Source organism: Treponema denticola (genome assembly GCF_024400535.1).
Taxonomy (GTDB): Bacteria; Spirochaetota; Spirochaetia; order Treponematales; family Treponemataceae; genus Treponema_B; species Treponema_B denticola_C.
Genome location: NZ_CP038800.1, coordinates 1,511,648 through 1,527,992, shown reverse-complemented (window position 1 = coordinate 1,527,992; position 16,345 = coordinate 1,511,648). Strand labels below are relative to the sequence as shown.

At 34.2% G+C, this 16,345-nt stretch carries 16 protein-coding genes; 2 read left to right on the top strand and 14 right to left on the bottom strand.

Going from position 1 to position 16,345, the window contains the following annotated elements:
• The first annotated feature begins 5 nt into the window (after positions 1-5).
• A complete protein-coding gene (locus E4N78_RS07170; RefSeq protein WP_255809893.1) occupies positions 6-1,418 on the top strand; it encodes an MBL fold metallo-hydrolase RNA specificity domain-containing protein in 1,413 nt (470 codons plus the stop codon).
• 6 nt (positions 1,419-1,424) lie between these two features.
• On the top strand, positions 1,425-2,201 hold the full coding sequence (gene rlmB / locus E4N78_RS07165; protein ID WP_255812333.1) for a 23S rRNA (guanosine(2251)-2'-O)-methyltransferase RlmB: 777 nt from the start codon (positions 1,425-1,427) through the stop codon (positions 2,199-2,201).
• Here rlmB and hisS read toward each other — a convergent pair.
• The 14 genes from hisS to E4N78_RS07095 form a co-directional block, all read right to left on the bottom strand.
• A complete protein-coding gene (gene hisS, locus E4N78_RS07160) occupies positions 2,198-3,544 on the bottom strand; it encodes a histidine--tRNA ligase (protein ID WP_255809892.1) in 1,347 nt (448 codons plus the stop codon). The genes rlmB and hisS overlap by 4 nt on opposite strands.
• Positions 3,545-3,586: 42 nt before the next feature.
• Entirely contained in the window at positions 3,587-4,576 is a 990-nt protein-coding gene (locus E4N78_RS07155) for an NAD-dependent epimerase/dehydratase family protein (RefSeq protein WP_255809891.1), read from the bottom strand.
• 36 nt (positions 4,577-4,612) lie between these two features.
• Complete coding sequence (locus E4N78_RS07150; RefSeq protein WP_255809890.1) at positions 4,613-5,419, bottom strand: glycosyltransferase; 807 nt, start codon at positions 5,417-5,419, stop codon at positions 4,613-4,615.
• Between the two features lie 18 nt (positions 5,420-5,437).
• The gene (locus tag E4N78_RS07145) at positions 5,438-6,469 is read right to left on the bottom strand and encodes an EpsG family protein (protein ID WP_255809889.1); all 1,032 of its coding nucleotides are present in this window, start codon (positions 6,467-6,469) and stop codon (positions 5,438-5,440) included.
• A 26-nt stretch (positions 6,470-6,495) separates the two neighbouring features.
• A complete protein-coding gene (locus E4N78_RS07140; protein ID WP_255809888.1) occupies positions 6,496-7,470 on the bottom strand; it encodes a glycosyltransferase family 2 protein in 975 nt (324 codons plus the stop codon).
• Positions 7,471-7,483: 13 nt separating this feature from the next.
• Positions 7,484-8,620 carry a glycosyltransferase family protein gene (locus E4N78_RS07135; protein WP_255809887.1) on the bottom strand — a complete coding sequence of 379 codons (1,137 nt, stop codon included), beginning with the start codon at positions 8,618-8,620 and terminating at the stop codon, positions 7,484-7,486.
• A gap of 8 nt (positions 8,621-8,628) precedes the next feature.
• A complete protein-coding gene (locus E4N78_RS07130) occupies positions 8,629-9,951 on the bottom strand; it encodes a nucleotide sugar dehydrogenase (RefSeq protein WP_255809886.1) in 1,323 nt (440 codons plus the stop codon).
• A 62-nt stretch (positions 9,952-10,013) separates the two neighbouring features.
• Positions 10,014-10,454, bottom strand: coding sequence for a hypothetical protein (locus E4N78_RS07125; RefSeq protein WP_255809885.1), 441 nt, complete (start codon positions 10,452-10,454; stop codon positions 10,014-10,016).
• A complete protein-coding gene (locus E4N78_RS07120) occupies positions 10,426-11,781 on the bottom strand; it encodes an ATP-binding protein (RefSeq protein ID WP_255809884.1) in 1,356 nt (451 codons plus the stop codon). The genes E4N78_RS07125 and E4N78_RS07120 overlap by 29 nt, the downstream gene beginning before the upstream one ends.
• 2 nt (positions 11,782-11,783) lie before the next feature.
• Positions 11,784-12,857 carry a non-hydrolyzing UDP-N-acetylglucosamine 2-epimerase gene (gene wecB / locus E4N78_RS07115; protein ID WP_255809883.1) on the bottom strand — a complete coding sequence of 358 codons (1,074 nt, stop codon included), beginning with the start codon at positions 12,855-12,857 and terminating at the stop codon, positions 11,784-11,786.
• A gap of 21 nt (positions 12,858-12,878) precedes the next feature.
• On the bottom strand, positions 12,879-13,445 hold the full coding sequence (locus E4N78_RS07110; RefSeq protein ID WP_255809881.1) for a polysaccharide deacetylase family protein: 567 nt from the start codon (positions 13,443-13,445) through the stop codon (positions 12,879-12,881).
• 24 nt (positions 13,446-13,469) lie between these two features.
• The gene (locus E4N78_RS07105; protein WP_255809880.1) at positions 13,470-14,267 is read right to left on the bottom strand and encodes a DUF7033 domain-containing protein; all 798 of its coding nucleotides are present in this window, start codon (positions 14,265-14,267) and stop codon (positions 13,470-13,472) included.
• Between the two features lie 6 nt (positions 14,268-14,273).
• Positions 14,274-15,218 (bottom strand): hypothetical protein, encoded by a 945-nt coding sequence (locus E4N78_RS07100; protein ID WP_255809876.1) that lies wholly within the window; start codon positions 15,216-15,218, stop codon positions 14,274-14,276.
• A 124-nt stretch (positions 15,219-15,342) separates the two neighbouring features.
• Positions 15,343-16,296 carry a methionyl-tRNA formyltransferase gene (locus E4N78_RS07095; RefSeq protein ID WP_255809875.1) on the bottom strand — a complete coding sequence of 318 codons (954 nt, stop codon included), beginning with the start codon at positions 16,294-16,296 and terminating at the stop codon, positions 15,343-15,345.
• Between the last annotated feature and the right edge of the window lie 49 nt (positions 16,297-16,345).

Here is a 16,345-nt window from a genome sequence, read left to right as displayed (position 1 = left end):
AAGCTATGGCGATTAAGTTTTACTCACTCGGTGCTGCACAAGAAGTTACCGGATCTAAACACATTCTTGAAGTTGACGGGCATAAGTATTTGATAGACTGCGGAGCTTTTCAAGGAAAAAGAGCAGAAGCGGACAAGAAAAATAGAGATTTTAATGTTCCTGCCTCCGAATTGGAAGCCGTGATTTTAACTCACGGCCATTATGACCATTGCGGTTTATTACCCTTGCTGGGAAAGCATGGATTTACAGGCAATATATATGCAACCCCTGCTACCAGAGATATAGCTAACCTTGTTATGATGGATTCTGCACGAATTCAAGCTAGGGACAGGGAGTATCTATCCAAACAGGCTGCAAAAAAAGGAGAAAGCTTTAAATGGGTGCCTCTTTTTGATGAAGCCGATGTAATTCAAACCGTCAATCAGTTTGTAACAATTTCATATCATAGACCTGCATGGATAGGCCCTAATGTTCAGCTTGAATTTTATGATGCAGGACATATTTTAGGTTCTGCAATGGCTTTAATTACTGCAAAGGATTCTGAAGGAAAAGAAGTAAAAATAGCCTTTACAGGAGACCTAGGCCGAAAAAATAAGGCCATTATCCGCGATCCGGACATTATTCCGCCTGTAGATTATATAGTTATTGAAAGCACATACGGAAATCGGCGCCACGAGGAAACCGACAATGCCTTAAAGCTTCTTGCCGAAAAAACACAGGAAATTGTACAAAATAAGGGAAAGATGATTATTCCTGCCTTTGCCGTTGAAAGGACTCAGGAAATTGTCTATTATTTTCACCTCTTAGCCGATAAAAAAATAATTCCCGACATTCCGATTTATGTAGATTCTCCCATGGCCGTAAACGCAACGAGTATATTTCAGGTACATCCAGAATGCTATGATGCACAAACGCATGAGGCATTTTTAATTCATCATAAAAACCCCTTCGGCTTTAACTCGCTTAAATTTATAACAAGCGTAACGGAGTCCAAGGAATTGAACAATATTGACGGCCCCATGGTTATAATAAGTGCAGACGGAATGTGCGAATTCGGACGAATTACCCACCATCTTGCAAACAATATCGAAAAGCCATCGACAAAGGTACTGCTTGTAGGTTTTATGGCAGAAGACACCCTCGGCCGCAGACTTCAAAATAAAGAACAGGAAGTAAAAATTTTCGGTGAATGGCATCAAGTACGGGCCGAAATTTTGCAGATAAACGCTTTCAGTGCTCATGCCGACTATTTTGAATCTACTCAATGGCTTGATTCTTTGGAGAATCCTAAACTTAAAAGAATATTCTTGGTTCACGGAGAACCTAAGGCTCAAACTTATTTTACCCAATACTTAAAGGAAAACGGTTACAATGATGTAAAAACGGTAAAATACGCTGAAATTTATAGCTTGGACTAAAAAATGATGAAAAAAACAATTACGGGTTTTCATGCGATAGACGAGATTTTAAGAGCGGAAAAACTTAAAATAGAAAAAGAAAAGAACCGGAAGCCGAACCTTGAAATTTTTTACTCTAAAGAAGGCCCAAGGGTAAAGAAAATTTTGGAAGCGGCTCGTAAATTGAATCTAAAAATTGAAAAAAAAGACAATCAATTTCTTGATTCCCTTACCAAAACCTTGCCGGAACAGTTAAGAGATCACAGGGGTATTGTTCTTGTAACGGAGGCTGAAAATCAAAAAAAAGGAATGAGCATCGATGAGTTTTTTGCAAGGCTTGCAGAAAAAGACTCGGCCTTTGTGGTAATACTTGATTCCGTTACGGATCCTCACAATACCGGTTCCATTATACGAAGCGCAGACCAGTTCGGAATAGATGGAATAATAGTTCCGGAAAACAAAAGTGCGGGAGGCTTTGAGATTATAAGCAAGGTAAGTGCAGGAGCTTTAGCCTGGGTTCCATTCGTGGAAGTAACCAATTTGGTAAGAACCGTAGAAAGGCTAAAAAAGGAAGGCTTTTGGATTTATGGGGCAGATGCAGGAGGCAAGGCTCTACCAGATCTAATATTCCCAAAAAAGACAGTTCTTATTATGGGAAGCGAAGGCAAGGGAATGAGCCGCCTTGTAGAAGAAACCTGCGACGAAATAGTGTCAATTCCGACAAAGGGAAAACTTGACAGCCTAAATGTTTCCGTCGCAGCAGGCATTCTATTATACGAAATAAGCCGGAAAAAAGAGGTTTAATTTTTTGAAGCTCTTATCTTTTTTACGGCTTCGCTAAGAGGCATTTCATCCTCTGTTCTATCAGTCATATCCTTTAATTTTATCTTAAACTCTTGAGGGTTTTTGTCAAATTCTTCTACACAAGAATCTTTACCTAAGAAAAGCCCCCATCTTATGTCTTTTTTTTCGGCATAGGTATACTGATGATTCATCTTTTTCGGTTCAGGATATACTTCAGCATTTATTTTTTCGGCTTCAAAAAAGTTTACTATCTTATATGAAAGAGCCTGATCATCTTCAGGTAAAGAAAAAATAAGGAGATCGGTAAAGCTTGATTTTGTTTTTTGATGACCTAACTGTTCAAGGGCAGCTAAAAGCCTGTCAAGCCCTATGGAAGCACCCACTCCGGTAATACACTCCTTCATATAAAGAGCTGTAAGGTTATCGTACCTTCCGCCTGAGCAAACAGAGCCTATCGATGGTAAATCGGTTAAAAAGGTCTCAAATACAACACCGGTATAATAATCCAGGCCTCGCGTAATTGAAGGATCAAAAACAATTGAATCTTCAATACCTACAGCCTTTACCAAGGCATAAATATCCCTCATGCGTTTTGTATCTTCGTCGGGGCCGCCTGCAAGGTTTTCCAAGTGGGAAAGAGTCTTTTCAAAGTCTTCGCTTTTTAAATCCTTGCTCACACCGGAAATATAAGCCAATATTTTTTTTGCACTTTCTTCGGAGCTTATATCGGTAAGGAGTTTTAAAACCTCGTCTTCCCCTATCTTAGCAAGTTTATCTACAATGCGTAAAACCTCTTCGCTGTCTTCCGATAGGTTTAAAGACTTTAAAAAACGGTTAAATATACCCCTGTGGGAAACGTGAATTTTAAAACCGGAAACTCCTAATTCGTTTAAGGCTTTTTTAATAAGGCGCAAAATTTCAAAATCTACAGCCGCCGAATCGGAACCCAATGTATCAAAATCGCATTGCAAAAATTCCCGATAACGGCCTGCTTGAGGCTTCTCACCGCGCCAAACTTTTCCCAGATGATAGCGTTTAAACGGGAAATATATCTCGGACTTATGCTCTGCTACAAATCTGGCTAAGGGAACTGTTAAGTCAAAACGCATCGCAACATCCCGTCCGCCATTGTCGTTAAACCGGAAAACCTGCTTTTCGGTCTCCCCTCCGCTTTTTCTCAATAGAATTTCGGAATATTCCAAGGCAGGGGTGTCGATAGGCACAAAGCCGTAATCCCTAAAAACCTTTACCAGTCTTTCCATAAGAAGAGCTCTTTCAATCTCATCTGCCGGAAGGAAATCCCTAAATCCCTTTAAAACTTTCGGTTGTATTAAATCACTCATAGTTTTTATTTTACAATATTTTTTTAGATTGGGCAAGATAGCTTATTCCGTATGAAAAACATGATCTTCTATCTTGTCGATAAATTCATATTTTATAGTATTGTATAAGCCATCGCTTAAAGATACGGGAGCTTTAAAATCGGTTTTAGGTATATTGATCGTATCAAAAAGAGTATCGGCACAGAATTTTTTTACCCTGATTGAACTGATTGCTAATTTTTTTCCCGTTATTTTAGCAAGTAAGTCAAAGCAAAGACCGCCGAAATAGCCCAGCCAATAGGGCCAATGAAAAATTTTATGATTCTTATTTCCTAATATTTTATAAACTTCATTGGCAAGAGAATTCATATCAAAATCGGGCTTATCGATATAGTTAAATAAGTGTTCACCTGGTCCGTTATTTAAACAAAATTCGATAAAGGCAGCTACATTTTCAACATAGGCCATTGATTTTTTATTTTTACCGTTTCCGACAAATGGGAAAAAGCCTGAACTTATTTGTCTTAATAGATTATAAACATTGCCCCTATTTTGCTCGCCGAATACAACGGTAGGTCTTATTATCGTAAGCGAATTTTCGTTATCGTTTTCAAGCCACGCACGATATTTTCCTTCGGCAAGCCACTTTGTTCTGCCATAATCATTAAAATAATTTATCTTACCTGTCTCATTTGTGTTAAGCGGTGCAAAACCGTAAACGGCAACGGAGCTTGTAAAAATAATTTTTTTTATACCGCATTCGGAACACACCTTACATACATTTTCGGCACCGGCAACATTTACCTCATCATAGAGACTCTTAGGTTCAACATCATCCCTATGTTCTGCCGCCAAGTTGATAACACAATCAAAGTCAGAAGATAATTCTTTTTTTAAAGAAGTTATATCCCTTACATCTGCAAAGACTCTCAATTCAGGGTAATACTTACTATCCTGCTTATCGAGGATCTTAATTTTATGCCCTGAGGAGAGGAGTCTTTTTGTTAATCTTGTTCCTATAAAGCCGGAACCGCCTATTATTGCTATGTGCATTTGTTTTAATCTTTTGTCAAATAAATCATAAAATAATTACTTTCTTAAAAAATTATAAAAACACTTCAAAATTCTTTTAGGTAATAATCTAGGGATTATTCTAAAAATAACAAACCTTATATATTCTGTTTTAGAAAAAAAACCTGAATAAAAATGTTTTTTCAAGAAATACAATTCCTTTTTAACATAATCTAAACCATGCCGTCTTCCAATCATATCATTCCCAATTCTTGCATTAACAAGAATTTCCGGTATATTTTCAGTTATAACTTTTTTTTGCAACAAACGAATCCATAAATCATAATCTTCAAAAAAAGTAACCTCCTCATAACCACCCACTGCAAGAATAACTTCTTTTCTAAAACATACAGCCATATGATTAAATGGATTTCTAAAATGAGCATAAGCATATATATCTTTATGTGCTATAGGAAGTTTTTTTATTAACCCCTCTTCCGTCGGACTACTATAAAATTCCTTAACATAACCTGAGCAAACAACAACGTTAGGATTCCTTCTCATAAAATTTAATTGTTTTTGAAATCTCATATTATCTGCTATATCATCAGTATCCATCCTTGCTATTAACTCCTTTGAACAAAAACGTAATCCGAAATTCAAAGCATAAGCCAGTCCATGATTATTTTCATAGCCTACCACTTTTAGAGGTAATATTTTCGACCATTTATCTAATATCAAGTCTAATTCAGGTGTAAGAACTCCATCTTTTACACAAATAATCTCATCTGCCGATACACTTTGGTCAAACAAACTCTGAAAACATTCATCAAGATACTGCGGTTTTTCTTTATAATAAACTGACATTAGAACTGATATAGACATTTTTAACACCACAAAAATTTATAAAAATAAAACAGATTGATAAGGAACAACACCTTGAGCCCCCTGCACCAGAACAGTAAAAATATAAAATACAACAAAATATCCCAGCAGTAACCATGAGACAATTGGCTTTTGGAATTTTTGAATTTTAGAAACAACCAGAGGGTAAAAAATTATTTCACTAATTTGAAAAACATAATTTAACCTTATTAAAACATTAACACCATGCGCGATATTCGCAAATGCGACAGAAAAAATAAATACATTTACCCACAATCTTTCTGTCGTTTTATCAAAAACTGATATATAATACAATATTAATATAACAAACATATTTGGAACAATAAGCTTAAAAACAGCAGCACTAGACGTTTTAGTAAAAAAAAAAGATGTAAAATATGAAGCATATTTAAATGATGCAGGAATCAGTTTTATAATAATATTTTGAATCGGCAATACAATAAAAGGAATAGAAGCAAGCCATATTATCATATACATTCTTTTTCTGTTTATTTTGAATATTGGATACAACATACCTATAAAGATAGTATAATGAAACAGTGCCGCAAAAACAGTTATTAAAAAAAAATATAAATATTTTTTTTTAAATGCATAATCAATACCGTTCAGAAAAATAGCAATCCCGATCATTTGGCGAACAGTATTAAAAGCAATAAAATAATAATTTAAGCATAGATACAACAATAAAGATACCGGTACAGATACACTATAGCGTCTAATAAATAGATAGAATAAAACATTGGTAATTATTGCAAAAATAAAAACACTAGCTTCATAAGACAGCCCTATATATTTAAAAAATAAGTTTACATATCTATATCCCGGCTCAAGATATGAAAGATTATCAAATGAAAGATTAATATATATTTCACGATATGTAGCATAATCTGTTCCAATTTGATATCGCAATCCCGCAATTAAAATAATCATTATAAGAAAAATAAATAATGACACCCTCAACAAAAGCGCATCTAATTTTGCAGAAATAAGTATACAAAAAACAATTCCGATAAAACATACATAAAACATAATATAATCTAAAACAAATCCATTACTTATTTTAAATATTGCAGTAACAATTTCATCGGCAGGATTTTTGCAATGTAAATAGCCACTTTATGCTTTATCTTTCCATCAGACACAGGTCTTTTCAGTAAAATGCAATCATGAATTAATTTCTGAGTAATATTTTCATCTTTTATATCCGAACGTAAATAACAGCGAATATTATAAAGCAACATAGTTTCTATCCAAAAATTAGAATAACAGGAAAGCTCCGGTATCTGATAATCAGCTGACAATAAAATACCTTGAAAATTTTCTAAAGCCTGATATTGTTGTATAGTATATGTTTTATATCCCTGCATTATAGAATCATCTCGAATCTGGTATTTAAAACAAGGTCTTGCACTGTACTTAACCATTCTTACCAGTTTAAATAACCTCAATAAAAAATTAAGATCAGCACCAATCTTCATACCCTCAACAAAATATAATGAATGGTCTTTTATTAAATTTTTTGCCACTATAATAGAGCAAATATGACTATTTAATTTTTTTGATAAAAAAGCATGTAAAAACTCCTGATTTGTCTTAAAGATATATTCATTGTATTCTGTATCAATATATGATTTTAATTTTTTTCCTTTATAAAAAGAATTGTAACCAAATAAAAACAATTCTATGTCAGAATTTTCTCGTATACATTTTAGATAAAATTCCATTGTATCATCTTCAACACTGTCATCACAATCAAGAAAATATATATACTTTCCAATAGCATGATCTATCCCAGTATTGCGTGCACCTGATTCTCCTTTGTTCCCCTGACTAATTAAGTGAATATAATGATAACGTGTAACATACTCTTGAACAATCTCTTTGGTTCTATCTATCGATCCATCATTTACCACAATAATTTCACATTCGGTAAGATTTGTACACTGTGATACTAAACGGTCAAGTAAATTACCTATAAATTTTTCTGCATTATATGCAGGAATAACAATTGAAAGTAATATATCGTTCATATTACATATCCTCCTATCTAATAAGCTCCTGTATAACAGGCTTCATCACGACTTTCATATCACAATGTTCTTCAGCAAAACAACGGATTTTTTTAATCTGAATATCTTTTGTGTCTTTTTGTTGTAATTTTTCATAGAAATTTAAAATTGTCATCATATCGATTGGAGTATCATTTTCCGGTACATACTGTATGTATGGATAATCATCCGGTAATATATCGATTTTAGTTGACGAAATCATAGGTAATCCGCGTGCAATATATTCTCTGCTTTTTAAAAAAGAACCTAAAAATATTCCTATACGATGACATCCTAAAGAACAGACAGCGACATCGGCTTGGTTAAACACCGCCGATAAGGCAGCCCCCGTTAAAACTCCATGAAAAACAACATACTGTGCTACCCCATATTTATTCACCATTTCTTGATATTGCGATAATACGCTACCATCACCTACAAAATCAAGAAAGACCTTTTTTTTAGGATTATTGTTATAATATTCATACAATCCTTCTATTAATCTGTCATACCCATGCCATTTAGCAAATTGAGCTACCGCTATCAGCCGAATAGCAGCCTCTGTCGGTATTCTGTCGGTATTCTGTCGGTATTCTGTTATATCCACAGGTGAAATAGCCGAGCAATCTATACCATTTACAATTTTAACAGTTTTAATATCAAAAATAGTATTATCTTGCGAATAGGTAACGATACAATCAACATAACTCTTTAATTTTTTTCTAAATATTTTATCAATAATTAAAAAAATAAAGCCTTTAAAGCCTTTATGCTCACCATCATAAGGATATGTCGGTATTTCATATATAATTCTACATCCATTCTTTTTAAGATATGACAACAACCCCAGACAGCCTCTATTTACCGGGGAAAAATGTCTGACATATACAAAATCAATATTTTCGAAAGCATCATAATTATTTAATAAATATTGATTTTTATAAAACAAACTATAAAAAAATTTAGAGATATAATTGCTTTTATTTTCTGAAACATTTAATAAATCAACTTTAAAACCAGCGTTATTAAAAACCTTGATTTGCCCTACAATTTTCTTTAATACGCCATTTCTTTTTTTTTCATCATCAGTAATCTTATAGCCAAAATTTATAATATATAAGCCGTGTTTCATTTTCTTCATTATAATTTAAACACCTTTCCATCCTCAATATGCACAGTCTTAACAGCATTTCGTAGATCAACTACTAACGTTGATTTTTCTACAATATGTTCAACATCAAAACAGCTATGATTTGTAGTAAAGACAACACAGTCAACATTTTGCAAAAGTTCATCACTTAAATCAGATCCAATCCATTTTTTACCATTGTCATCAATACACTCTTTTATATAAGGGTCATGGTAGACAACATTAGCTCTCTTTTTAGCACATTCTTCCATGACGAGCAAGGCAGGACTTTCCCTAGGATCATCAATATCCGGCTTATAGGCAACACCAAGGAATAGAATTGTTGCACCATTCATTGCTTTTTGCTTACGGTTAAGGGCATACATAATCTTATTCATCATCTTATGCGGCATCTGGTTATTAATATTACCGGCAGTATTTATCATCGTTAAATCGAAGTTAAAACCTTTTGCGATATGTTCAAGATAGAACGGATCGAGCGGAATACAGTGCCCGCCGATACCAGGTCCGGGATAAAAGGCTTGGAAGCCATAGGGTTTCGATTTTGCAGCGTCTATCACTTCCCAAATATTGATATCCATCTTACCTGCTAAAAGAGCCAGTTCATTGATAAGTGAAATATTGATCAATCGATAGGTATTTTCAAGTATTTTAACCATTTCCGCTACGCGAGGGCTTGAGACAGGATAAAGATGATGAATTGCTTTACTGTAGAGAGCAACCGCAATTTTCTGTGCATCCTCACCCAAAGCGCCAACTACTTTCGGCGTATTATCAGTCTTATAATCTTTATTCCCCGGATCAACCCGTTCGGGACTAAAACAAAGCCAAAAATCTTTACCCTCTTTTAAGCCTGATTCTTTTTCGATAATTGGCTTCATAAAATCTTCGGTGGTCGTCGGATAGGTAGTACTCTCAAGCGAAATAAAAGTACCTGCTTTCATATTTTTTCCAATATCTATACAAGATTGTTCGATAAACTTCATATCAGGTTTCTTAAAATGATCAAGCGGTGTCGGAACGCAGATAATGACCGCATCGCATTCTTTAATTCGAGAAAAATCAGTTGTTGCAGAAAGCTTTGCTGTTTCTTTTACTACACGGCTTAAATCTTCATCTTTTATATCACCGATATAGTTTTTTCCGGCATTCACTGCTTCTGCTTTTTTCATACTCTTTTCAAAGCCCAAAACCAGCACATTTTTTTTTGCAAAAGACACGGCAAGAGGTAAGCCGACATAACCTAAGCCGATAACACCCACAACTTCGGTCTTGCTTTCAATTTTTTTTATGATCGTTTCAAAATTTGACATATTTAACTCCTTAAAGTTTATTGTACATACTAAACCAAGCAATTTCAAGAATATATTTTTATCTATTCAAGAATTTCATCTAAACGCTCATTTTTATATTTAAAGGATATTTTTTCTTCTTTAACCATTTTTAACATCTCTTTTAATTCACATGAGGTCACCGCCGGGCTCGAGATTTTTGATAGAACCACACGGCAATGTATAGTTTTATAACTAAAATTCTTCTTAAAATACTTATATGAGGTTTTTAACTGAATACAAGCCTTCCGTAAATCTTTACCTTTTAGCTCTATCAAATACACATTCGTACTATTATCATCTACAGCAAAATCACATCGAGTACCTGAAGTAATCAAGCAACCGTCAACACGAATTTTGATAAGGTTTCTGCCGGAGTTATTGTGCATTACAAATTTTCGCTTGTTCTCCTGGCATACCAATATTTTATCATTACCATAGTATTCACAACACTCATCAGGTATTTTTTTCATCAGTTCTTTCATAATCGGCATCCAATAATTTGGTATACACTTCATTAATTTCAGAAGAATACAAGTCAATCTCAGCAGGATCGATTTGATATAAATCGTTTCGTTTTATATCAATAATACTTCCATTTTTTATTGCATAAGCGGCAACGTCATCATAATGGATTTGATACGGCAAAGCGATAATATGTTTTACATCGATCCTTCTTCTTTGCAAGACCCCTGCATAAATACAATTATTGAAAGTTTCAAGCACATAGGGACTATGGGTGGTAACAAGCAGCTTGTTGTTTGTATTTTTATTCAAACATTCCAATAAATGAAAAACTACATCCTTTTGAGAGTTAGGGAACAAATTTTGTTCAGGCTCTTCCACAATATTAAAAAAATAGAGAGGTATTACTCCATCAAAATATTTTCTTATTGTAAATGCCAGTTTATCATCACCGGATTGTTTTTTTTTCTTAGGAGGTAAGCTAATACCGGCCGCTGTAAGTATAGCCATTAAACCGGCGGGTATTAAAAAAGAACTAGACAAAACAACTCCTAAAAGAGAAGCTGCTACTCCCATACCACTTAACAACTTATTATATTTTGCAATTACATTTTCCTGTAATTCAACAGGCATTTTTCGTTTTGAATCAAAGTCAGGTTTATCAATACAACCGGAAAGATATGTACTTACGAGAGACAATAATGACGATGACTGAAAGCCGCTTGCAGATTCTGTTAAGTTAATTTTGTATTTTGCATTATTGTCCATAATAAAAAATTCTTTTTTGTCTTTATTATATTGCAAAAAAATATTTTTAATGGGCAACTTAAATTTCATACCATCAAGATTCCTTCCGGCTTTAAGGCTTTCTTCAAGAAAAGTATGTAAAGCGGGAGCAATACCTGATATTGTTTCAGGAGACTCAACCGAAGAAATAAAATTTCTTTCCGAAGGTATATATATAATCTTAGGCATTTCATAAATAGAATCTTCCGTTTTTTTGCTTTCTAAAGTTAAATTCTTCCCTCGGATAGTAAAATGATAGTACTGACCTATATAATCTATTTCCGTTTTATCTGAAAAATAGGATAAAATATTATGGTAGTTAAATAACTCTTTAAAAAAACTACTTGTCTTTACAGTATTTTCTGAAAGTATTTTTGAAGGTAAATCCCGCCGTAAAAGAGCCTTTTCCAGCCATTCAAAAGAAGAAACCAATTTTGCAACGGAACTCTTACCTGCACCTTGATGTCCCACAAACAAAGTGAGCTTTTTAATATCAAAAAAATTATCTTTCTGAAAACCTGAATGAATAGGTCCAAAATCTTTTATCCTGATTTTACTCATACTTATTTTCGTAAAACCTCTATGATTTTTTCTGCCGTATGTCCCTCACCGTAAAGTTGAGGATAATTCTCCGGAATATGAATATTTCGAATAGCCGATACAATTTTTTCAGTATCAGCACCAGTAAGCGTATTCCATCCGGAAGAGACAAGCTCGATCCACTCGGTAGTATCCCGCATAGTTATACACGGCTTTTGAAAAAAGAAAGCTTCTTTTTGTACACCGCCTGAATCGGTAAGCACAGCAGAGCAAACATCTTCATATTTAAGCATTTCCAAATAACCGACAGGGTCTATCAGCTTAACATGAGAAGCAAATTGCAAACCTTGTTCAGCAAGGATTTTTTTTGTTCGCGGGTGAACAGGAAAAATAAATTTTTTTTCAGAAACAGCATTGATTGCGTTTACAATACTTTTTAAACGAACCAGATCATCGGTATTTTCCGCCCGATGTATAGTCAAGAGAATAAAATCGTTAGGCGTTTGCAATGAAACATTTTTTTTGCGGTAATAAAGCGAAGCGTCATACATAATATCGCCCGTTTTGCATACGATTTTATTATCCGCAGACGGTAAGCTGCTCGTAGAAATAATGCCTTCTTTCTTGAGGTTGTCTACAGCTGTATCTGTCGGGCAAAAAAGCCACGTTGAAAGATGATCAGTAAGTCTACGGTTTTGCTCTTCCGGCATTACCATCATATAGGAGCGTAAACCGGCTTCCACATGTGCTACCGGAATATGCAACTTACTCGCAGCTAAGGCTCCGGCTAACGTAGAATTAGTATCGCCATAGACCAGCACCGCATCAGGCTTTAAGTCTAACAGTAATGCCTCAATCTTTTCGAGCATTAGCCCTGTCATCTTTCCGTGAGAACCGGAACCGATTTGCAAGTTATAGTCGGGGTACGGAATATCCATCTCATCAAAAAAAATATCGCTCATATTTTGATCATAATGCTGACCTGTATGAATGAGAGTTTCTTTTATACCCAAGTGAGGATTATTTCTAATGTAACGGCTCAACACCGCGGCTTTAATAAACTGCGGTCGAGCACCGATTATGGTTAGTATGTGCATAAAAACTTCCTGTTTTTACCATTAACAATCTAAAACTTTTATATAAAATTCTTTTTGCTTATCTGCTATTAGCTCAGTATTATGAAACAGCAGCACAAAATTTCCCTTATAAAACCTACACTTAGCTTTTAACTGTTTAAACACTTCTAATGCTTGATCAGTTAAACCTAAATTCATATACCTTTCCGCAATAATTGAACATTCCATTGCAATAAGAGGGTGCTCTTTAAGTTTTAGCTTTTTACGCTTTACACAATCATAGACTGAATATTCATAACATGAACCACAACGGAATCCGGGCATATCGGCAAAACTTAAAGTTGAATCATATTCCATGCCTGCACTTTCCCAAACATTAAAAGTATCAGGATTTTGCCATTGCAAATAATGCTGTCTACCGCCCCCTATTCTTTGTTCAATTCCAAGAGAATCACAAGTATTTTGCAACAACCTTATATCATCATTAAAAGCTTTTTTATCCAAATAGGTTCCATAAAAACCGTGTATACCTATTTCATGTCCGTGTTTATCAATTCCTCTTAAAAGAGAGGTCATTTCGGGAAGTGTTACAGGATATTTAATTTTCATTTCAGGACTGCTTGAAGGTAAAAATTAAAAAGCACTTTTTAAGCTACGCTTTTCGCTTTCCTGCATTATAAAATCAAATGAATATGCAGGATCAGCTTTACTATCCCCCACTTTTATTTTTTTCCAATTTTTATAAGTACCCAAAGCTGCTTTTGGTGACATTCTTTTTATAATATCTCCACCCATATGTTTAACTATACACAAAAAAGGAGTATTTAAATATAAAAAAGGTACATCAACATCATGAGTAGGAGATATTCTAAATTGCATTTTTTTTCGCTCTATCTGCGGAAATAAATATTGAAGCAACGTAAATAAAAGTTCCACATACTCATTTACAATAGGACGAAATAAAAAATTTTCTTTATATGCTATAGAAGATTTTGCAGAAAAGCGGTTATGTTGATCCCGTTCTTTTACAACAATTTCTTCGTAACGGGAAAGCATGAAAAAAATGCTGCCTAAAACATCTATTCTGCAATCAATACTATTTTCAGCAATCGTTATTTCCGGCACCCCATATAAAACAGGAAGTTCTGTCTCACAAACATGAAGCTCATTTGATAAAGTATTTTTTAACCCATTCAAATTGTACCACTCTAGAGGTAAAGCAGGCATTGAAGTATTACCAAGCCAATCCGATGAAGCTTTGATAAAAAAGTCCGCATTAAGCCGCAATGTATTATTACCGGAGGATATAAAAATAGTATTTTGTTCTGTAGTTGTAATTTCATAATCGATGCCAAGCCATTCGGTAAAAACAACGGAACAGGCATATTCAATTTCGGAAACGCAAAAATTTGGAATTTGTATTTTTAACATACGCAACTATCTCTTGAAAATTGCAGACTTTATATATGATTTACACACACTCCCGATATACCGAAAGTTTTTTTGACGTATTGCTAAGTACGGTACTAGTGGTACACCCCAGGCAGATTTTGCTAATGCTACCGGAGGTATATTAGCTCCAACCCAATCAAAGCCAATAGCCCCGGAATCTTTTACATCTTGTAAAACAAAATCATAAATAAGCTGATTAACCCCATTTTTTAAATGCTCACGTATTGCACCTTGAGACCAATCAATAGTAATTCCATCCTTCAGCACTAAGCGCAAGCCTCCGGAAACGGGCTGTCCTGTAGCATCTTTTACCAGATAACCTCTAAAAATATCATTACCTAGTAAGTCATCACATTTTTTTAAATCTTCAGAAGAAGTATGATGCGAGAAACCTTTTACATCTTCAGTTCCTTTTAAACAATCGGCAATTGCTCCCCAATCACCAGAACGTTCAACAATATAGCCCTTCTCGAAAGCTTTATTAATATTCTTTTTTATATGCTTTGCATGTTCATACTCATTAGTCATGTTCTGCAAAAAAGTATATCGCGGTTCTACAATAAAGTTATTCCACTGGAATGGACGCGCGTCAATAAATCCCGGAGGTAATGCAATCTCGCCAAAAACTCCGTGCTTCAATAAATCCTCGACAAACAACTGCATAACATCTTGATAGTCAACATACAGTCTATCATTTTTTATGGTCAAAGCGGAAAATTGAAATGGTAAATACGGATTACGCGGAGGCATTACAACATTTCCATTATTATTAATATAAATCACACCTTCAATACGAGGATATTCTTTTCCATTTTTTGTATACACAACCCGTTCGGCTTTAACATTCCACTTTTCTTCATTCCATTTAAGCCAACCATCCAAGGCAAGCGGGTAATTATCATAATATCCTATTTTATATATTTCAGACATTTATTTTTCCTTAACTTTAAAATTACAAATCATATAATATCGATCTTCATCCATGTTAGTATCAAAATATTTTTCAACAGGTTTAACCCCTATCTTTTGATTAGATATCCATGATGTCATATTATTACATGAAACACGAGATGATATACCTTTTAATTAAATTCATCAGTTTAAACTCGCGATGAATATATATAATTCCATCCTTACATACAACATAATGACATTTTTTATTTTTATATATTTTACCATATTCATATTGGTCTTCTATCGGTATTTTTACAAAATCATCAATAATCCAACGGCTTCCAGTATAGAAACCCGTAGGTGCAGGTAATGCATTAAGCCATAACTCTGTGCCGCGTAATATATTCCAGATTTTCTCAACAGACCAGATATTCCAGTCAATACATTTACTATGCTCAGATTCCTTTATATTTCGTGCACGAGGCGTAGGAGATTCTACCGGCTGTACATGTGGCACTATAGTACTATTTTGGATGCCATCAATAACATCAAAAAGAGCAGGAACAGCAGTATTCGTTATCAAAAGGTCTAACCTTTCTGGAGACTTCATGCCTAATGGCACCGATACAATCTGCTGATAAAGAATATCACCGGTATCTTCACCTTCATCAATATAATGAATGGTTATTCCTTGTTCTTTTTCCATATTCATATAGTGCCAAAATTCAGGATTTGGTCCCCTATATTTAGGTAAAATTGACGGATGAATATTTATTGTTCCATATTTTGGAATTTTATAAATAATAGGTTTTAATAATTGCGACATACTAAACACAACCATTAAATCCGGCGACAGATTTTTTACCCATGTTTGTAATTGCACATCATCAGCAGATGTCATAAAATAATATGGTATTTGCTTGTTTTTCGAAATAGCTTTCAATGTTGCAATCCGAAATAAAAAATAATACAGCTTTTTTAATAGAAAACAGCTGTTTTTCCTTTTAGTATAACCGCGTGGAGCACATTCAATAATCCCTACAACATCGTATTTAGATGTTAAAAGCGGATAAACAATCGGAGAAATACCTTGTGTAATTATTATTATACGCATATAACATCCTATCTTTTCTCATATTATACTTTATGATAATATCAACAAT